The 19,967-nt window shown below is 54.6% G+C and carries 19 protein-coding genes; 14 read left to right on the top strand and 5 right to left on the bottom strand.

The genetic code is table 11. The features are described 5' to 3' along the window. Positions 1 to 32 precede the first annotated feature (32 nt). Complete coding sequence (locus QMP16_RS00675) at positions 33 to 1,061, bottom strand: LacI family DNA-binding transcriptional regulator (RefSeq protein ID WP_282150854.1); 1,029 nt, start codon at positions 1,059 to 1,061, stop codon at positions 33 to 35. Between the two features lie 177 nt (positions 1,062 to 1,238). On the opposite strand from QMP16_RS00675, the gene QMP16_RS00670 reads away from it, so the two are divergent. From QMP16_RS00670 to QMP16_RS00630, 9 genes are all read left to right on the top strand, one after another. Further along, on the top strand, positions 1,239 to 1,967 hold the full coding sequence (locus QMP16_RS00670) for an SDR family NAD(P)-dependent oxidoreductase (protein WP_282150853.1): 729 nt from the start codon (positions 1,239 to 1,241) through the stop codon (positions 1,965 to 1,967). A gap of 12 nt (positions 1,968 to 1,979) precedes the next feature. Further along, positions 1,980 to 3,134: a Gfo/Idh/MocA family protein gene (locus tag QMP16_RS00665; RefSeq protein WP_282150852.1), complete on the top strand. Its 1,155-nt coding sequence runs from the start codon at positions 1,980 to 1,982 to the stop codon at positions 3,132 to 3,134. 10 nt (positions 3,135 to 3,144) lie between these two features. Continuing rightward, positions 3,145 to 4,059 (top strand): sugar phosphate isomerase/epimerase family protein, encoded by a 915-nt coding sequence (locus tag QMP16_RS00660; protein ID WP_282150851.1) that lies wholly within the window; start codon positions 3,145 to 3,147, stop codon positions 4,057 to 4,059. Between the two features lie 45 nt (positions 4,060 to 4,104). Continuing rightward, entirely contained in the window at positions 4,105 to 5,142 is a 1,038-nt protein-coding gene (locus QMP16_RS00655; RefSeq protein ID WP_282150850.1) for an ABC transporter substrate-binding protein, read from the top strand. A 73-nt stretch (positions 5,143 to 5,215) separates the two neighbouring features. Further along, positions 5,216 to 6,700, top strand: a complete 1,485-nt coding sequence (locus QMP16_RS00650) for a sugar ABC transporter ATP-binding protein (RefSeq protein ID WP_282150849.1) — start codon at positions 5,216 to 5,218, stop codon at positions 6,698 to 6,700. Beyond that, a complete protein-coding gene (locus QMP16_RS00645) occupies positions 6,697 to 7,638 on the top strand; it encodes an ABC transporter permease (RefSeq protein ID WP_282150848.1) in 942 nt (313 codons plus the stop codon). Before QMP16_RS00650 ends, QMP16_RS00645 begins: the two co-directional genes overlap by 4 nt. Further along, positions 7,635 to 8,642, top strand: coding sequence for an ABC transporter permease (locus tag QMP16_RS00640; RefSeq protein WP_282150847.1), 1,008 nt, complete (start codon positions 7,635 to 7,637; stop codon positions 8,640 to 8,642). The genes QMP16_RS00645 and QMP16_RS00640 overlap by 4 nt, the downstream gene beginning before the upstream one ends. Positions 8,643 to 8,654: 12 nt before the next feature. After that, positions 8,655 to 9,731, top strand: a complete 1,077-nt coding sequence (locus tag QMP16_RS00635; protein WP_282150846.1) for a Gfo/Idh/MocA family protein — start codon at positions 8,655 to 8,657, stop codon at positions 9,729 to 9,731. Continuing rightward, positions 9,728 to 10,843, top strand: coding sequence for a Gfo/Idh/MocA family protein (locus QMP16_RS00630; RefSeq protein WP_282150845.1), 1,116 nt, complete (start codon positions 9,728 to 9,730; stop codon positions 10,841 to 10,843). Before QMP16_RS00635 ends, QMP16_RS00630 begins: the two co-directional genes overlap by 4 nt. 386 nt (positions 10,844 to 11,229) lie before the next feature. On the opposite strand, the gene QMP16_RS00620 is transcribed toward QMP16_RS00630, so the two are convergent. The 4 genes from QMP16_RS00620 to QMP16_RS00605 form a co-directional block, all read right to left on the bottom strand. Next, positions 11,230 to 13,230: an amidohydrolase gene (locus QMP16_RS00620; RefSeq protein ID WP_282150844.1), complete on the bottom strand. Its 2,001-nt coding sequence runs from the start codon at positions 13,228 to 13,230 to the stop codon at positions 11,230 to 11,232. 309 nt (positions 13,231 to 13,539) lie between these two features. Further along, the gene (locus QMP16_RS00615) at positions 13,540 to 14,757 is read right to left on the bottom strand and encodes an HlyD family secretion protein (protein ID WP_282150843.1); all 1,218 of its coding nucleotides are present in this window, start codon (positions 14,755 to 14,757) and stop codon (positions 13,540 to 13,542) included. Then, the gene (locus QMP16_RS00610) at positions 14,757 to 15,134 is read right to left on the bottom strand and encodes a hypothetical protein (RefSeq protein ID WP_058273728.1); all 378 of its coding nucleotides are present in this window, start codon (positions 15,132 to 15,134) and stop codon (positions 14,757 to 14,759) included. The genes QMP16_RS00615 and QMP16_RS00610 overlap by 1 nt, the downstream gene beginning before the upstream one ends. Positions 15,135 to 15,196: 62 nt before the next feature. After that, positions 15,197 to 15,394 carry a hypothetical protein gene (locus QMP16_RS00605; protein WP_282150842.1) on the bottom strand — a complete coding sequence of 66 codons (198 nt, stop codon included), beginning with the start codon at positions 15,392 to 15,394 and terminating at the stop codon, positions 15,197 to 15,199. Between the two features lie 137 nt (positions 15,395 to 15,531). Here QMP16_RS00605 and QMP16_RS00600 point away from each other — a divergent pair, with 137 nt between their 5' ends. The 5 genes from QMP16_RS00600 to QMP16_RS23625 all read left to right on the top strand — a co-directional run bounded on the left by QMP16_RS00600 (position 15,532) and on the right by QMP16_RS23625 (position 19,889). Further along, the gene (locus QMP16_RS00600; protein WP_282150841.1) at positions 15,532 to 16,539 is read left to right on the top strand and encodes a helix-turn-helix domain-containing protein; all 1,008 of its coding nucleotides are present in this window, start codon (positions 15,532 to 15,534) and stop codon (positions 16,537 to 16,539) included. Between the two features lie 151 nt (positions 16,540 to 16,690). After that, positions 16,691 to 16,984, top strand: coding sequence for a glycine zipper domain-containing protein (locus QMP16_RS00595; RefSeq protein ID WP_282150840.1), 294 nt, complete (start codon positions 16,691 to 16,693; stop codon positions 16,982 to 16,984). Positions 16,985 to 17,407: 423 nt separating this feature from the next. Beyond that, a complete protein-coding gene (locus QMP16_RS00590) occupies positions 17,408 to 18,790 on the top strand; it encodes a cytochrome ubiquinol oxidase subunit I (protein WP_282150839.1) in 1,383 nt (460 codons plus the stop codon). Then, complete coding sequence (gene cydB, locus QMP16_RS00585) at positions 18,790 to 19,791, top strand: cytochrome d ubiquinol oxidase subunit II (RefSeq protein WP_282150838.1); 1,002 nt, start codon at positions 18,790 to 18,792, stop codon at positions 19,789 to 19,791. The genes QMP16_RS00590 and cydB overlap by 1 nt, the downstream gene beginning before the upstream one ends. Continuing rightward, positions 19,788 to 19,889 carry a DUF2474 family protein gene (locus QMP16_RS23625; protein ID WP_145974830.1) on the top strand — a complete coding sequence of 34 codons (102 nt, stop codon included), beginning with the start codon at positions 19,788 to 19,790 and terminating at the stop codon, positions 19,887 to 19,889. The genes cydB and QMP16_RS23625 overlap by 4 nt, the downstream gene beginning before the upstream one ends. Positions 19,890 to 19,967 lie beyond the last annotated feature (78 nt).

Below are 19,967 nucleotides of genomic sequence, written 5' to 3'. Positions count from 1 at the left end.
ACTATAGCAAAGGCGCCTAGATTTTGACTGCGCTAATTGGGCGGCGCAGAGCTCGCCCGTGTTACAAGCTCTACGGGAAGCGCTGATTTCATTGGGAGCGCTTTGCCAGTGTTCGCCAACTGGCCCAGCAAAACCTCTGCCGCACGGCGCCCCAGTTGGTGCCGGTCCTGTCGGATTGTTGTCAGCGCGGGAACGTAAGACCCGGACATTTCGATGTCGTCGAAACCAACAACCGAAATATCACCGGGAACCTTCAACCCACCCGCAACCAGCCCTGAAATCAATCCAAAAGCAACCATATCCGCGGCGCAGAACACTGCCGTTGGGCGCTCATCCATCGCAAGTATTCGTCTGGCGGCCTCATGTCCGGATTCCAGCGAGAAGTCGCCCCTGATGATCCACTCGGACCGCGCTGGAAGCCCCAAGCGTGTCCGTTCTTCGACCACACCCTCACGCCGGGCGGCCGTCAGAACATTCCCGTCAGGTCCGGTAACATGCGCGATTTTCTTGTGGCCCAAATCATGCAGGTGCCCGATCGCCAATCGCGCACCTTCGGCGTTGTCGCTGGAAATCACCGGAAAGGCCTCGCCTTCCACCCACTCACATAAAAATACTATGCGGTCGCCCGCGCCGTATGTGACGCATTGCTGAAGCGCGGTCGAAGGAATGCCACCATCCAAAGAGATTGCGCCATCTATCCGGCCGTCTCGAAAGTACCCAGCAAGAGTTTCTTCCTGCAGCGGATTACTTTCGGTATCGGCGATCAGAACTGCATAGTCCGAGCCCGCAAACCCTTCGCTGATACCGGCAAGTATGCCCGAATAGAAAGGTTTGCCGAGGTTGGGAACCAGGATCAGTACCGCCCCCGCCCTTTTCATCCGCAGGTTTCGGGCAGCTTGATTAACACGATATCCCGTCTCGCGAATAGCTTCCAAAACAGCACCACGTGTTGATTTTGACACCAGATCGGGATTGGAAAGAACACGACTTACCGTGGCTGTCGACACCTGCGAAACACGTGCGACGTCCTGTATTGTGGCGGGTTTGGGTATCTTGCTCATTGCTTGGCAGTCGATTTCTGGCTTGACTCGAATCTCATGTGATGCCGATTATGTAATCGATTACACCATTTGGAAAGTGGGTTTCCCCCAAAATGTAATCGATTGCAGTAACGATTTCGCCAAACGAGGGAAACTGATGGCATCCGAATTCAAACGCAACAAAAGCTGGGTTCATTGATGGTTTCGAAGGTCACTTTCGACTTTGCCGGGGCAAAGGTCCTGGTGATCGGTGCCAGCCGAGCTGGCATTGGTGCCGCTATTGCAAGAGAATTCCAGGACTCGGGTGCCACAGTGGAGATTACCGGTGTGGAACCGCAATGCGTCGAAGAGGACGCCGCCCGGTTTGACTACATTCAACTGGATGTGACCGACACCGACGAAGTCTACAATTTCGCAAGCACACGCGACCATATTGATGTTTTAGTCAATTGCGCTGCGGTCACACAGCGTGGCAAGGAAATGGAGCCCGAATTCTTCTCCCACGTGTTGGACGTAAATCTAACAGGGTCTTTTCGCTGCGCCGAAGCGCTGCACCCTGCCCTTTCGGGCGCAAAAGGCCGCGTCATCAATGTGGCCTCAATGTATGCGCGCTTTGGTTCGCCACGAAACCCGGCCTATGGCGCGTCAAAGGCCGGTGTAGAACAACTGACGAAATCATTGGCGATTGCGTGGGCCAAAGACGGCATTCGGGTGAACGCGATCGCGCCGGGGTTCATCGTGACCGAGCAATCCGCGAAAGCCCGAAAAGACGCCAGCTTCACAACAGCTGTTGAAGCACGCACACCCTTAGCACGTTGGGGTCATCCCGACGACATCGCTGGAACAGCCTTGTTTCTCGCATCCGATGCGGCGGCCTTTGTGACAGGTGCCTGCGTGATCGTGGACGGAGGGTATTCGGTTGTTTGACAGGAGCGCACAATGAGTGACATCGCAAAAATCCGCGCTGCGGTGATCGGGACCGGATTCATAGGAACGGTGCATGTTCAAGCCCTTCGGCGTCTGGGTGTAGATGTAAGAGGTGTTCTTGGATCATCGCCAGAGCGTGGCCGGGAACGGGCGCGCGAAATGAGCGTTCCACGCGCCTTTGACACACTGGACGACCTATTGGCGGATGAAAACATCGATGTAGTGCACGTAACGACCCCTAACCACGCACACTATCCGCAAGTGAAATCAATCCTGGCTGCGGGCAAACACGTCATCTGCGAGAAACCCCTTGCCATGACATCCGCTGAAAGCGCTGAAATGGTCGACCTTGCCAAGGCTTCTGGCAAGATTGCAGCGGTTTGTTACAACATTCGCTTTTATCCGCTGAACCAACAAGCCCAAGGCATGGTCATGGCCGGGGATCTGGGTGATATCCGTTTTGTTACCGGGCACTACCATCAGGACTGGCTGGCCAAACCCACAGACTGGAATTGGCGGTTGGAAAGCGAAATGGGCGGCGCGCTGCGATCGGTTGGTGACATCGGAACGCACTGGGTTGATCTGACCAGCTTCGTCACAGGGTTGAAGGCGACCTCCGTCTTTGCAGAGCTGACAACCTTCCTTCCGGAACGCCAGAAACCTCTTGGCCCGGTTGAGACATTTACCAGCGGAACCGGCGAAACCGAGACTGCGCGCATCGATACCGACGATGCTGCCATGATCCTTATCCGATATGAGAACGGAGCGCGGGCCGTGATGAGTACATCTCAGGTGAACATGGGTCGAAAGAACTCGTTGCAATGGGACATCGCCGGAACAAATGCCAGTGCGGCTTGGGACAGTGAAACTCCTGATCATCTGTTCATTGGGCATCGTGACGCGCCCAACCAGACCCTGATGCGTGATTTTACTTTGATGAACGGTCCGGGGATCGCAGCCGCCACATTGCCGCCCGGGCATGTTGAAGGGTTCGCAGATTCATTCTTCAACTTTTTCCGGGCGGTCTATGCCGACGTCATCGCAGGCGGGCGGCAACAAGGCAGCACATGGGCCACATTTGAGGACGGCCATTACGAGATGCAATTCTGCGATGCCGTCGTGAAATCGGCGAGTGAGAGCCGCTGGGTCGATTTGAGCGAGATTTGAGGGCGATGACATGAAACTGGGCTTACTGACTGCACCATTCGAAAACTCTCAATTGACTGAGGTGGCGGCCTGGGCCGGTTCCAATGGGTTTTCGGCGATGGAGGTCGCCTGCTGGCCATCGTCAGGTGGCGAACAACGGCGCTATGCGGGAACCAGCCACATCAACGTAGATGGCCTTACTGCGGGTCAGGGCACTGAAATTGTTGGGCAGCTCGGCGATCAGGGTATCGAGATTTCAGGTCTGGGGTACTATCCCAACCCGCTCCACGCCGATACAGAGCACCGGGCTGAAGTCATTGGGCATCTTAACAAGGTAATCACAGCCGCTGGCGTGATGGGCATCAAAGTTGTCAACACATTCGTCGGCGGAGATCGCACTCTGCATCTCGACGCGAACTGGGAGCGTGCCACCGAAATTTTCGACCCGATCGTGAAGCACGCTCAAAACTCTGGTGTGCGTCTGTGCTTTGAAAACTGCCCGATGATCTTCAGCTATGACGAATGGCCCGGGGGTCACAACATTGCTTACTCGCCAAGAATCTGGCGGCGGATATTCGAGGAATGGGGCGATGCGGTTGGCATGAACTTCGATCCTTCACATCTGATCTGGCAGTTCATCGATCAAAAACGGTTCATCAAAGAATTTGGCCCATACATGGCTCATGTCCATGCCAAGGACGTGATGGTTGATGAGGACGGGCTTTATGAGAACGGGGTGATGTCAACCGGCATGGGATGGCAAATTCCACGGCTTTGCGGGCTGGGCGATGTGGATTGGTCCGGTTTCTTTTCCGGCCTGTACCGCGCCGGTTACGACGGTCCGATCATTATCGAACATGAAGACCGATTGTTCGAAGGGACTGACGAAAAGGTCAAGCGGGGTTTTCTGCTGGCCCGGGATGTCCTGTCACCATTCATCAAGTGAAGAAATTATCAAATTTGAAATGACTAAATCTGGGAGGAAAATAAAATGAAGAACCTACTTTATGGTGTTGCTGCTCTTGCAGTTTCAGCGTCTCTTTCAACTGTGGCGATGGCTGACGGGCACAAGCAATACACAATCGGAGTGTCCAATACCGTTCAAGGCAATGGCTGGCGCGAACAGATGATTTGCGCCATGCGTGCCCAAGCTCTGGTCGAAGCCGATGTGACAAACCTGATCGTCGCGCATCGCAACACCGATTCAGCCGGGCAACTGGAAGACATCAACAACCTCATCGAAGCGGGCGTTGACGCAATTGTCCTGAACCCCTCCAACCCGGATGCTTTGAATTCAGCACTGGAAAAAGCAATGGCGCAAGATATCGTCGTTGTTGCCGTGGATGCCGGCGTTTCGGCTGAAGGTGCCTACATTCTTTCGAACAATCAGGAAGAATACGCCTACCTCGGTGCCAAATGGTTGTTCGAACGACTCGGAGGCAAAGGTGACGTTGTTTACATGCGTGGCATTGCTGGCGTCTCAGCCGATACAGATCGAGACAACGGCTTTAAACGAGCATTAGCTGAACACCCCGATATCAATGTGGTGCACGAGGTTTTCACCGGCTGGCAGCAGGATCAGGGTAAGCAACAGATCTTCGACTACTTGGCCACCGGAATCCCGTTTGACGGTGTCTGGACCAGCGGTATCGACAATGTAATCGTCGACGCTTTCACTGAATCCGGCGCTCCCCTGGTTCCGATCGTCGGCGCAGACAACGCAGGATTTGTCCAATACTTGACCGAGGTTGAGGGATTGAACGGCGCGGCAGTGACAAATCCTGGCTCAGTTGGCGGCGCAGGCATTGCTTTGGCTGTCGACATTCTGAACGGCAAGGCACCTGAGAACAAAACCGTTCTTGTAGATCCTGTGCTTTGGGAGAATACGACGGACGCAGGCCGTGAAACGATCACAGCGGCTCAGAATCCTAACCTTGACCCAGAGTGGCCCGTATCAGTGACCGTTCCCGGCTGGACCGACTACACGATGGAACAAATCATCGACTGTAAGGGACCCGGCGAGGGCTGATCCGAATTGACTGGCCCTCCGCCTTTAGCTGGGCGGAAGGCAATTCCAACCCACTCGGCATTCAAGGACTTCCATGAGCAGCACACCACTTCTCGACGCGTCTGACGTGGCCAAGAGTTTTGGCGCCGTACGGGCGTTGACCAATGCGCACCTCACGGTTGCCGAAGGCGAGATCGTCGCCTTGATGGGCGCAAATGGTGCTGGCAAGTCCACTTTCGTCAAGATCATTACCGGTGCCCTTAAACCCGACGCTGGACAGGTATTGATCAGAGGCAAAAAAGCGTTTGTCGGAAGCCCCGCCGAGGCGCGCCGTTCCGGTTTGGTGCCGGTTTATCAAGAACCCTCACTCATTCCTGATCTCGACGTGTCCGACAATCTTCGGCTGACAGACACACCTGTCGATCAGTTTCAAAACTGGGTTACAGAACTTGGCATCGAAGGCCTGAAACTATCGGCAATGATTGGCAACCTGCCACTTGCTACGCTGCGCATCCTTGATCTGGCACGCGCTTTGGCCGTTGAACCTGATGTCCTCTTGCTGGACGAAATGACCGCAGCGCTGCCGACGGATCTGGTTGAACGCGTATTGAAAACCGTAAGGCGTAAAGCAAATGACGGGATGGGTGTGATCTATGTTTCTCACCGTTTCACCGAGATTTCGGAACTGTGCGATCGGGCCACTGTGTTGCGGGATGGCATGTCTGTCGGAGATCTCGACATTGAACCCGGCGTAGAAGAACGCGTGGTCGAATTGATGCTGGGTCAGAAGATTGACATTGGAACACGTCAGATCCTTCAAGCAAACGAACCACGGGCTAAGACACCGCGCCTGAGCATTAAGTCACTGGCGTTTGAGCCCAGTTTCTCGGATGTTTCGTTCGACTTATTCCCCGGCGAGGTCCTAGGCGTGGTCGCGCTTGAGGGTCAGGGGCAAGATGAACTGTTTGAGGTTCTGGCGGGCTTTGATCGCCCATCTTCAGGATTGATGGAAGTTGATGGAAAGCCCGTAAACTTCGCCCACCCCGCCGACGCCATTGCAGTCGGGATAACCTTCGTTCCGGGCGATCGTTCAGACGCTCTGCTGGCGCAAAGGTCAGTTAAAGAAAACATCGCTCTGCCATTTTCAGCCCGGCTCAAGAACTGGGGGCCAATAAAATTGCGGCATGAGCGCGATCGGGTCGCTTATGCGGTCGAGAAGCTGCAGATCGACACACGCGCGCAGGGCGAGGTGCAAAGGCTTTCAGGTGGCAACCAACAGAAAGTCACCATTGGTCGCTGGCTGGCGACAGGTGTCGAAACCCTGCTTCTATTCGATCCGACCCGTGGCATCGATGTGCGCACAAAACGCCAGATTTACCCGCTTGTCCGTGAGTTGGCAGATCAAGGAGCGGCGGTTCTATTCTACACGTCCGAGTTGGAAGAAATCCCACTTGCCTGTGACCGCGCGGTCGTAATCTTCAACGGTCGCGTGGTTGATGTGATTGATGCCGCTGACGCGGATGAACAAACACTGATGCGTGCGGCATATGGCCTGACCGAGACGGAGGGCGCGGCGTGAGCGTGGCCATCCGAAAACACGCATGGGTCATGGGGTTAGCGGTTCTTCTCATGGTCCTTTTGACTATCACAAAATTGATACAGCCAACTTTCGGTGCGTCAGGACTGGAGAGTATTGCCCGCGCCGCCCTGCCCTTTGCTTTCGCAACCGCCGGTATGGCCATCGTCGTAATCGTCGGCGGTATCGACCTGTCTGTTGCGTCTATGATGGCGGTCTGTGCTGTGACTGCAGCCGTTCTGATGGAGCGCATGGCCGGTGTACCGGCCTTGTTTATCGTGTTGGGGGTCGGGTTTTTGATGGGGTTGATCAATGGTCTTTTGATCGTTGTAACGCGCGTGCCCGACATCGTTGTGACACTCGCCATGTTGTTTGTCTGGGAAGGCGTCGCGCTGTTGATCCTTGAGACTCCGGGCGGCGCGACTGCAGATTGGCTGGAACAGGCAATACGCGGTCACTTTCTATTCGCCGGGCTGCCCAAGGCACTGCTTGTCATTGCCTTGGGCATCGCTGTTGTCTGGATGCCAATCCGGCGCTCCAAACTCGGACTATCGATCTACGCCACCGGATCAGACGAGCTTGCCGCCTTCCGCTCTGGCGTTTCAGTGGGAAGAACAAAGATAACGGCCTATGCGCTATGCGGCCTGTTTTGCGCCATGGGCGGTCTAAGCCTCGCTGCGCTGACCGGGATTGGAGAGCCGGTTCCGGGGCCATATCTTATGGCCTCGGTCGCGGCCGTAGTTCTGGGCGGTGTCGTGCTGGGCGGTGGTAAAGGCGGTCTGCTTGGGCCGATCATCGCGGTGTTCGTTTTGCGGATCATTCGAACGATCCTGACATTGCTTGCCGTCGATCCAAACGTGACCACGATTATCGAAGGCACAATTATGGTTCTCGTCGTTATGCTGGGCACGGCGGCTTCTTTAAAGGGGACCCGCCGATGAGCATGGACACCACAGATCTGTCGATGGTCCGCTTTGGCCGTTATCTGCGAGACAACCCGATCATCCCGCTATTGGTCTTCCTTGTCCTGATGATCGCTGTGCTCGAAGTATTGCGGCCGGGTATCGTCACCCCTTTCCGTGCAGGTCGGGATGGGCTGATCTCTACTTTTTGGGTTGGCAACCTGATCAAGTTTGCAATTCCGTTGGCGATGCTTGCGGCTTGTCAGGTTCTAACAATGCTAACCGCAGGGATAGATCTCTCGGTCGGGGTAGTAGCCACTGTTTCAGCCTTCGTCTGCGCAACACTTAGTGCGATTTGGGGCGTGACACCTGCAGTATTGATCGCGCTGTCAGCTGGCCTAATTGTGGGCGTTGTAAATGGCATCGGCGTGGGATTGGTCCGGGTCCATCCATTGATCATGACCCTAGGCACAGGGTTAATCGCCACCGGATGTCTGCAGGTCTATCAACGCCTCGTCATCAATGCTGGCACAGAAATTCCCGCCTTCCTTGCCTGGCTCGGAACCGGCCGCACCGCTGGAATGCCGAACGGCCTTTTTGTATTCATCCCGTTTGCGCTCTTTATCCTGTGGCTCATGCGCTATACAGGATTTGGTCGGCTTCTGTTCGCTCTGGGCTCCAATGAGCAGGCCGCTAAGCTGTCCGGGGTACGGGCATGGCAGGTCTATCTGGGGCTCTACGTGCTTTCAAGTTTGATCGCCGCGCTGGCTGGCTTGCTCTATCTCGGCATGATCCGCCAAACTTCGCTGAGCCTTGCCAACCCCTTATTGTTACCCTCAGTGGCCGCGGCGGTGATTGGCGGCACATCAATCTTCGGAGGTCGTGGCAGTTTCGCAGGTGCAATTGTGGGCGCGCTTATTCTGCGTGTGCTAGATACTATGCTAACCTTGATGCAGATGCCGGAAGGTGCACGTACGGCCTTGTTTGGGCTGATCATCCTCGCAGTTACCGCGCTCTACGTCAGGATTACCGGCACGCGCTAAGGGAGGTTTCCAATGGCAAAATTCCGGATCGTCGGCATCAGTTTCGATCACATGCATATGGGTGATTTGCTTAGGATGGTTCACGATCATCCCGACGCTGAAATCGCTGGGATATTCGATCCGGATCGGGACAGGATGCAGGCTGCTGCAACGACATTCGGCATTCCCGAAGATCGGATCTTTACCGATTTCGACGCGTGCATGGCTGCGGGACCCTACGACATGGCACTTCTTTGCGTGGCAACGGCTCAGCATGCGGAATATACCGAACGTCTAGCCTCTTACGACCTGCATGTTTTTGTCGAAAAGCCCTTTGCCGCATCTTCAGACGATGCGCGCCGCATGGTGGCTGCAATGGATAGGACCGACAAGCAGTTGATCATCAACTGGCCTTTGCGATGGGTCGAAAGCCATGTGACGGCCAAACGGTTGATTGATGACGGGATGATCGGCGACCTGCGCGAAGTGCATTTCTACGACGGAAATCGCGGGCCTCTATACCATCTGGCCGACAAGGTCGAAGTCACCCCGGACGAAGTTGAGAGCCAGAAACCGAACTCATGGTGGTATAAGCGGGCATCGGGCGGTGGATCACTGTTGGATTACCTTGGCTACGGCGCAACGCTTGGAACCTGGTATATGGGGGGCCAGGAGCCGATTGAGGTGACATGCACAGTCGATAAAACACCGGGAATCGAAGTCGACCAACATGCCATTGCCGTTTGCCGTTATGAAACCGGGCTCTCAAAAATGGAAACGCGTTGGGGCACCTTCACCGACCCGTGGACAACGCAGCCTCAACCAACTTGCGGATTCGTCTTTGTGGGCACAGATGGCACCATTTCATCGCCCGATTATGCCAATCATATAACGGTTCAAACCCGCACAAGACCTGACCGGCACGAGATACCAGTGACTCCGCTACCGTTAGGTGAACGAAATGCGATTGAGTACGTCCTTGACTGCATATCCAGAGAAATCCCGGTCAAAGGGCCGCTGGATCCAGCACTTTGCCTGACAGCGCAACGGATCGTCGATACGGCGCTCCGCTCGGCATATGAAAAACGAACACTTGGGTTACTCGCATGACCGCAGACAGTGCCAATACGGACCAATACGCACTAAAATCTGCGCATCTGCACGAAATCGATGCGCCGGATCTGCAGTATCTTCCACCAATGCCTCGACGCTATAGACCCCGGATAGGGGTAATTGGTACGGGTGGGATTTCTGCAAGCCATCTTGATGCCTACCGAACAGCAGGCTGGGACGTCGCCGCAATCTGGAACCGTACACGCGCGAAGGCTGAAGAAAAAGCTTCTGTATACTGCCCGTACGCCCGCATCGAAGATGACTGGGAGACGCTTCTTGCCGATAGCGAGATCGACGTTGTCGATGTCACGCTGCACCCCGAACATCGTGTGCCAATTATCAAAGCTGCCTTGCAAGCGGGCAAACACGTGCTCAGCCAGAAGCCTTTTGTTACCGACCTCGATCTGGGTAATGACCTTGTGAAGCTGGCAGATGATCAAGGCGTTAAACTAGCGGTAAACCAGAACGGTCGTTGGGCCCCGCACCTGTCCTGGATGCGTGAGGCGGTTTCAGCCGGATTGATCGGTGATGTTCTGTCGGCCCATATCTCAATTCACTGGGATCACAGCTGGACTGCAGGTACCCCGTTTGACGAAATCGACCAGCTGATACTTTACGATTTCGGCGTGCATTGGTTCGACTTTCTTGCATCTCTTGTCGGAGATAGGGCGGAAAGCGTTTTTGCAACCGCTACATCTGCACGCGGCCAGGCCAACAAAGTGCCTCTGATGTCGCAGGCGCTGGTTCGTTTGGACCAAGGCCAAGCGAGCCTGGTTTTTGACGGGGGCGTTCCCTATGGGCCTCGCGATACAACATACGTTGCAGGTAGGACCGGTAGCCTGACATCAGTTGGGTCGGATCTGTCGACACAATCTGTGACACTTGAGACAGCGCATGGCATTGCGCGGCCTGCACTCGAAGGACAATGGTTCAACGACGGGTTTCGTGGCGCCATGGGGGAGCTTCTTTGTTCAATTGAAGACGACAGAGAGCCCTCAACATCTGCAAGAACCAACCTAAAATCTTTGGCCATAGTTCTTGCCGCGATTGCTTCGTCCAAACGCAAAAGAGAGGTCGAGATTGGAAGCATTAGGGCTGCCATCATCTAAATCGGCCTTCATTAACAAAGGAGATACTGTCTAGCGTCTCGATTCCTAACCAAAAGATGACAGTCGCGGCGATGCAGATTTCCGACAGGAACAGTTTATCACATCGGTCATAGTGGGTCGCATTAAGACGCTAGTTCTTCGGCCGGGCAAGCGGCTTCAGAAACAGGTGCTCGATGCGGTTAAGACACTGGTGGTCGAACTAGTTCAGATGCGACATGGAATATCTTCCTGCTGCCTATGCATCACGGTGTCAATATAAGTTGAATCTGTCATCACAATATCCTCTGAGCGCTGAGACCCCGTCATCCGACAAAAAGAGTCAGATTACAGCAACGAGGCCCAAGCCGACCAACCTCGTCCTAAAACTCATAACGAAAAAACAAATGCTAAAGATGTGTGTGAACAACTTTGAGAGCATGCTCAAGTGTTGCTCGCGCAAAGTCAGCATCTATATTGCCAACTCCCCCGACCGGACGCGTCAGCGACGCTTTCCTATTTACTTTCGCAACAGGAAGAACCTGCCCCTCCATCACAGTACCCCAAACATTAACATCTTTGATTTTCATGGGGTCCACAGCAAGAGGGTTTTCGTCGAGAATAGTAAAATTGGCACGCTTACCCGGTTCGATGCTGCCGATCTCATCTTCAAGTTTCAATGAATAGGCGGCTTCGATCGTGACACCTCGAAGGGCCTCCTCTGCACCGACCCGTTGATCCGGCCCCGCGATACGACCTGACGCAGTCACTCTGTTTACGGCACACCACATCAGGAAAAGTGGATCGGCCGGCGCCATTGGCATATCGGAATGCAGTGACCAAGAGATTTCCGCCCTCGAAACATCACCTAGACGTACCATCGCATCCGCTCTCTTCGGCCCGAGACCGACAGCAGAATATTGGTCTGAAAGGGCAGTGACGTAATATGGATTGCCACTGACGATGGCGCCAAGGTTCGAAATTCTCTGCACCTGTTCTTCGGCGCTAACCGCGAAATGAACCAGAACGGTCCGATGGTCATAGCGCGGATTGCGTCTCAGATTCATTTCGAGTACGTCCAGAACGCGATCAAGTCCAGCGTCTCCGTTTACGTGCACATGGATTTGGTAACCTGCATCCCAGTAGATACGGAATGCTCTATCAAACAGGCTCTTGTCCATCATCCATTCGCCCGTGTGGCCATCCAGATACGGATCACGTACCTGCATGAGCAACGAGTAGATCGCCCCGTCGGCGAACAGCTTGGCTTGCTTGGGCGCAAGGCTGGTCATGCCCCCATACCAGCTTTCGAGCTTTTCGGTCTCGGCGATTACCTGATCATCATCGGTGTAGGTGTCAATCAAGGTTTTGGCGTCCGGCATGAAGGACCAACGGAAGGGCATGTCAGGACTGGACATAACCGCGTTGATGCCGTCCTGAACCGGCTTGGCCAGAATGCCACCGGGTTCGTTTCCAAACGTAATTCCTTTGGCGTGCATGTAGTCACGCGTCAGCTCCAAACCGGACTGCAACCGCTCTGGAGTTGCAGCAATTGAAGCTATGAAGGGCAGCACCGCAAATAATCCCTGCTCCCAAAATCGTCCCTCCAAAAATTTGGACTGTACCTGCTCCGTAGCTGAAAACCCTTCGACGACGTCCTGCGTGACACCTCCCATTTCCAGTGCGGCACTGTTCAGTATCATCTCATGACACGACCTCGCCCAAACCAGTATCGGTTGTGTCGAACTTATGGCATCAAGATCAACTCGCGTAAGCGGGCCATAAAATGCTGGGTGATACCCCCATGAAACAACTGGCTCAGATGGGTCGGTGCGTTGCTCGACTGCTTTTGATAGCCGGTCGATGAAATCTTTCTTGTCCTTTACGGCAGGCACCGTGCCCGTGGGCAAAACCCAATCTTCAATCGAAAGGATTTCCGAAGACATCGTGAGAGCCGCTAAGAGTGGGTGATCGTGCTGGGCGAGAAAACCAGGCACAATGACGTGGTTGGCAAACGTTGTATCGACGGTATGGCGCTGCCCCTTTAGGATGCCTTGTACGTCTTCAAGACTACCAACCAAAAGGATGCGGCCATTTACAACAGCGACGGCTTCAGCTGAGGGCTTTGCCGGATCAAGCGTCACTATTTCTCTGGCTGTGTAAACCTCCACCTCAGGAAGCGGTACGATTGCCGTTCCCAATTCTGAAAGCGAACCGGACTGTCCAAACGCAGTGCTGAGTGGCGTTAAGGCAGTTGCACCGGCAAGCCCTGATCTAAGAAATCCGCGTCGGCTAATCTTAGGCATTTCTGACCTCCTGACATCAGTTTTTTGCACTATGACGGAGAAACGCGACGGCAGCCAAAAGTTTTCGAATAGGTTTGTATGCTGAAGTTGCTTCTTTGCGTGCATCCGCCAAGTCCGCGCAGGAGACTTTCGACAGGCTTTTCTGAATTACTGCTTCCGGATGAATGTGGACATTGGATAAGAGACCATCCAACGATTACTTCGCAAACAAAACTGACGTTCAGGGCTACTGCATGTGTTCGTCATATTCTTGCGAAAAGCTGTTTGAGCGAACCGACCGATCCATTTACCGTGAAGCAGAAAGTCCCAAAGGAACCCTCATTTTATTTGGTGTGTTCTCTGTCCGCAAAAAGTCGAAACGGCTCCCAACTTTTGTCGGAAGCCGTGTTATTGAAAGTGAGGGTATTTGGAATATCAGGCGTGCCCACCACCGATCAAGCCGATACCCGAAGTCAGACCGAACCAAGCTTTGACCCGCAAGCCGACGGCCTTGATGATACCCATGGCCTGGATCCCGTGAGCGACAATTGTGCCTTCCATTTCACCTTCAAAATTGGTGGTGTAGGATTGGACGATGCAACCACTGCCTGGTACCAAAAGATCGCGGTGCTCTGGGTGTACCAGGTCAAGATGCACAACGATCTGACCCCGTTTTGCCTTTTCACTCGGCTCGATCAAGCGACCGCTGGGCGCAAGCTGACCGGAAGAAATCGACTCTTGAATGCGTACGATCCTTGCGGGAAGAACGGTATTGCGCATCGAGATGTTGAAGTTGCTTTCGCATGCCACTTCTGCCGCCATTCCCTCGTACAATTCCGTGCGTGAAACCTGCGAGAAACCGGCAACGATACGTCCACGTTCAACATCTTTCCTGTCTGGCACGATGAGCATTGCGGGGCTCATTGCAGCTTGTGCGGCGCGTGATCCGACGTTGAGAGTGACCTGTTCTACCACTCCGTCAACGGAGCTGAGCGTCAGAGTTTTGGACAACTCCACTTGTGCTTGTTCCAGCGAAGCTCGTGCCGATGCAAGCTGTGCAGGCAATACGGCAGTCGCTTGAACTTGGGCCACACCCACTTGAGTTTCCGCGGCCTCAACTTCTGCTGATCGGGTATCCAAGGTGGCTTGTGCGCGTTCCAGCTGGCTCACTTGGAACGCAGCAGAGTTTTTGGCTTGAAGTGCGCGATGGTCCATCAGGGTCAGTTCGGCTTGCTCCCTTGAAGTAATCGCAGCATCAAGAACGGCTTGGGCGGTTTCGACTTGCAGTTCAGCTGCCAGTTTCGCGCTTTCTATTTCCTCAACTTTTCGCATCGCGAATTTTACGGCAGCCTCTTCGGAAGAGTTCTCAACTGCAAAAAGCGGGTCGCCCGGTTCGACACGATCTCCACCTTTTACATAGATATCGGTCACTGTTCCGCCGTTCTCGGCGACGACAGGAACGGTTCTGAAGGGCACAAGGCCAGTGTAGGATTTGGGGTAGTAATAGAACACAGCAAAGAACACGATCAGGGCCAGAACGAACCACATGAAAAGAGCCCGGTGAACGTTGTACAAGGTGACAGGCAGCCCGCGCCATTTAAGGTAGATCACGCGCAGGACAAACGGAAAAGAAGTGACGAGCAATTCGATCATTATACCAACTCCTCTTTCGAAGGACGCCACCACAACATGAAGTCGCGGGCGATTGCAGTCAGGATCAACGCGCCTGGCAGCAGAATGCTGAAGTGGCTGAGAGCCGGCATCAATTCGTATGCCAAGGCTATGGTAAGCATCACCGGAATAGTTGTGCGCAGCGGAGTGCCGATTGATTTGCGCTCCGTATAGCGTTCAAAGCGGGCATAGAGGTGTACGACCAGTAGGATCGCAAGAAAGAGGACAATCAGGCCGACCCAAGCATAGGTGTCAGTCTGATTGGGCGCGACCCACCATCTGGGGTCGCCGCCAGCGGCGAAGGCCGGAGTTGAGATGATGCCAAGTACAGGCGCCATCAGGAACGCGGGTGGTTTCATGTTTCAGGTCCTTGAATTACGCAGTCACGCGGTGCGTGAAGATTTTCGGTGTCATGAGAACCTCAGTTCTCGGTTGGTTGTTGTGATGGTTCTGAGGGTTGTTCCGGCGGTGCATAGGGGGGATCCCAGCGACGCCCGTTCGGTGTTTTCTCGCCAAGCGACGAAGCGTGCAGGCCGTAAATGTTGCCTCCGGACAATTCCTGTCTGGCAGAGTCGTTGATTGCCTTAAAAACGCGGTAGTACCTTGCGAAGTAGATCATTGCCTTGTCCTTTCTGATGATCGGGAACTAACCGTCATCGCCACCGCGATCCTTAGGGTTCTGGACATTTGTTGTTGGCTTTTGGACAATTGCAGGAATTACAGGGCGGTGTGTGCCCGTCAGGGGAGGAAACGAAAGTGCCACGGATCAGTGCATACAGACTGCAAAGTGTCGGGTTGCGTTATTCGCAAGAGCCCGGTGCGCGCATTCCGTTTCCTGAAATTCTGGAAATGGCGGGGGCACCTTCGGATATCGGGAACAGCCCAGACGCCACTGTCGAACTGCTTCATGAAGCGGGCGCCGTTGAAACTGTGTGTCGTGTTTTAGAAGACAAGACCTTTGCCGCGCGGGTGGGGCTTTCGGCGCAAGGTCCCGGAACGCTTTTGGCTTACATTGTGCGGGCAGCAGAAACGGTCGAAGACGCACTGGCATTGACACAGCGCTTTTATGCAATGCAAGACCCTGACCTGCATCTGGATGTTGTAGGGGCGCCTGATGAACCCAAGATCACGCTGGAAAGTAGCGTGATCCCGGCGCATCAATATCCTCGCCATCGCGAAATGCTGGTTTTCGGTCTCTATAAGCGCGTTCAGCAGATCACCTCGGGCGGATTTGCCCCTATCTCAATCGAGTTGGAAACGGACGACGTCGAGCATTGTAAGCTGCTGGCCGAGTTGGCCGGTTGCGCCGTAGAAGGGTTCAAGTCCGGATACGCGTTGGCTCTGCCCCCAAACGGTATGAGTTTTCGGATCCCGACTGCAGACCCTACTTTGTTGGGGCATTTGCGCCGGCATGGGGAAGAGCAGCTAAAGGCTCAACCTGATGCGGTCCGAAGTCTGTCTGATCGCATTGTAGAGATGCTCGGGGAACGTCTTCCCGGTCCAATACCAAACGGCGATCAAATAGCCGGAGAGCTTGGATTGACGCGACGCACAATGACCCGGCACCTGTCAGCCGAGGGAACAAGCTTTAAAGCACTTTTAGAGGGGGTGTTGTGCGACCTGTCCAAACGGATGCTTCGCAGTGGGGAGGGTGTTGCCCGCGTTGCCTTCATGCTTGGATTTGCGGATCAGGCGGCCTTTTCAGTGGCGTTCAAGCGATGGACAGGTGAAACGCCAGCCAGGTTTCGTAAAGCTGGCCGCTAAGTCTCCTGGCCTGTGCAGCGCGCAGGGCCGTAAGATGTCCAAGATCCACAAAACCTTGTCCTGTCCCCAAAAGAAAGCAGGCCATGGGGTCACCTAGTTCAATGGCACACAGCAGCCGCGGTGGTTGCTGACCCAGAACAAGGATGAACCTATGAAAACCTCAAAGAAATTCTTTATCGCCCCGATCTCCGGCGCACTTCTGATCACCATGGCAGCCACAGCTCATGCTGATTATGTCACCGATAAAGCCATCAAAGGCGCAGTTGTCGGCGCTACTGTCGCGGGCATTGCCGGCGAAAGCATCGTAGGCGGCGCGGCCGCCGGCGCTGCGGTTGGTGCCGTGGGCGGTGCGATCCAGAAGGACAATTTCGAAGACGCGCAGGACGATGCACAAGAACGCCGCGACGACTTCAAAGATGACCATAAGGACTGGAACGAGGACTGAAACGCCATACCAAACGCAAACGAAAAAAGGAGGAATCGCAGCCGAACAAAACTGACCGGTCAGTATAAGGTCCATCGGCCCTGCGCTGTTAGCATCCAGACGCAACGTGACTGACCATCCCGAACAGAACTCGCACAGTTTCTGATAGGTTGCCACCCGGCTCACAAACGAGCCGGGTGGCAACTTTGTTTGGGGCGTTTGAACACCAGCCGTTCCCCGACTTCGCGTTTCAAATTCCGCCTCCGTTCTTGCCCTTCTCGACCTGGGTTTTGTCCAAAATCCAAAAACAACCGTCCAGAACCCAAACGAACTGAAACGCCCTCTGCCCCAAATCCTGCTCATCTGAATATCATCGACGAGCTGGCAACCGTAGCAACCCAGGTGACTGCCGCTCGTTGCAATCCGACGCCAAAGGAAACGGCAATGAACCTACTAGCAAACTTTGACGCAGAGACCCTGGCACGCATCCAGTTTGCCTTTACTGTGTCGTTCCACATCATCTTCCCGGCCTTTTCCATCGGCCTGGCAAGCTTCCTGGCCGTCCTCAATGGCCTTTGGCTTTGGCGCAAGGACAAGGCTTACCTCAATCTCTTCAACTATTGGAAAAAAATATTCGCTGTCGGCTTCGCGATGGGTGTCGTATCCGGCATCGTGATGTCTTACCAATTTGGCACGAATTGGAGCACATTCTCGGATACCGCCGGGCCTGTGATCGGGCCCTTGATGGCATACGAGGTGATGACGGCCTTCTTCCTTGAGGCAGGCTTCCTAGGCATCATGCTTTTCGGTCGCGAACGCGTGGGTCCCGGTTTGCACATGATGGCCACGGCGATGGTTGCCGTTGGCACGCTGATATCGGCCACGTGGATTCTTTCGGTCAATTCTTGGATGCAGACCCCGGCCGGTTTTGACATCAACGAGCTGGGGCAATTCATCCCCGTGGATTGGTGGTCGATCGTCTTTAACCCGTCTTTCCCCTACCGCCTGACGCATATGGTGCTGGCCGCATATCTCACCACTGCTTTCGTGGTGGCCGGGGTTGCAGCTTGGCACTTATTACGCCGCAATCGCACGGTCGAGGTCACGCGCATGTTCTCGATGGCAATGTGGATGGCCGTTCTGGTTACTCCTCTGCAGATCGTCGCGGGCGACCTTCATGGTTTGAACACGCTGGAGCATCAACCGCAGAAAGTGATGGCGATGGAAGGTCACTTTGACAGCCACCCCGAAGGCGCGCCACTGATCCTGTTTGGTATTCCAAACGAGGATGAGAAACGCGTGGACTACGCCATCGAAATTCCGAAGCTATCGTCGCTGATCCTGAAACATGATCTGAACGCGCCGCTTGACGGGCTGGACACCATTCCCGACGACGAAGAACCCCCGGTCGCGATCGTTTTCTATAGCTTCCGTATCATGCTTGCCATCGGCTTTGCCATGCTGGGCGTCGGGTTGTGGTCGTTTGTTCAGCGGGTTCGGGGCCGCCTCAACGAAGATCGCTGGTTGCACCGCGCATCCGTCCTGTTGGCGCCCAGCGGATTTGTGGCGGTACTGGCCGGTTGGATCACCACCGAAGTGGGGCGCCAACCTTACACAGTGTACGGGCTGATGCGGACATCGGACTCTCTTTCCCAAGTGGATGCGCCTGCAGTTGCGGCGTCTCTGATTGCCTTCATCGTCGTGTATTTCGCGGTGTTCGGAGCAGGCACCTTCTACATGCTGCGTCTCATGGGAAAACCGCCTGTCGAAGACTTCCAGAAAATTCAAAAACCGATTGAAATCTTTACCTTGGCGGAGGCAGCGTGATGCTTGAACTCTCGACAATCTGGGCAGGCATTATTGCCTTTGCCGTTCTGACCTATGTGATCCTGGACGGTTTCGATCTTGGAATTGGGATCCTCTTTCCATTCGCGAAAACCGAAAAAGATCGTGATGTCATGATGAACTCGGTCACGCCGGTTTGGGATGGAAACGAGACGTGGCTGGTCATGGGCGGCGGGGGTTTGTTCGCTGTTTTCCCGTTGGCCTATTCTGTAGTGATGCCCGCGCTTTATATGCCTGTCATCATCATGCTTCTTGCGCTTGTTTTTCGTGGTGTTGCCTTCGAATACCGATGGCGAACGGTACGCGGGCGCTGGCTTTGGGATGTTGCATTTCACGGTGGTTCAACCGTGGCCGCACTTTGCCAGGGCATCGCGCTTGGCGCGCTGGTTCAGGGCATCCCGATCGAAGGTCGGCATTATGCCGGTGGATGGTGGGATTGGCTGACGCCGTTCTCTGTCCTGACAGGTGTGGCCCTTGTGATCGGGTATGCCTTGCTGGGCGCGACGTGGCTCAACATGAAAACCACTGGAAGGATTCAGCGTCAGATGCGCTCCTATGTCCGTCCGTTGATGCTTATGACACTCGGGCTGATCGGTCTTGTCAGTCTTTTGACCCCATTCCAAGACCCGATCTATATGGTCAGATGGTTTTCGTGGCCCGGCGTCGTTTTCACTGTGCTTGTGCCGGCTCTTGTAACTGCCATTGCATGGAAGCTCGATCGTGGCATGACGGAACAGCGCGACTATCAGCCCTTTGTCTGCGCCATTGCCCTGTTCGTCGTGTGCTTCATTGGTATCGGGATCAGCTTCTATCCCTATATGCTGCCTCCAAGCCTCACGATTGCTGAAGCCGCCGCGCCAGACAGCAGTTTGGCTTTCGCTCTGGTCGGAGCAGTCACTCTGCTGCCAGTGGTCCTGGCTTACACCGCCTACACCTACTGGGTTTTCCGTGGGAAGATCGATCCAGAGGAGAACTACCATTGAAAACGCTTAAACAAGTTTTCTGGTTCGGCGCGATCTGGTTCGGCAGTGTTTTGTGCCTGGCTACTGTTGCGTACGTGATCAGGTTGTTCATCACCTGAAGCCACGCCTAGGGTCAAGTTTTCATCTTTTCTGAACGCAACCCTACCCTGCAGTCCAGTTTAGGCTCGGTGCTGGCG

This window comes from Ruegeria atlantica (assembly GCF_947495585.1).
Taxonomy (GTDB): Bacteria; Pseudomonadota; Alphaproteobacteria; order Rhodobacterales; family Rhodobacteraceae; genus Ruegeria; species Ruegeria atlantica_G.
Note: the sequence above shows the minus strand (reverse complement) of the source record. Positions and strands in the feature narration are given on the sequence as shown.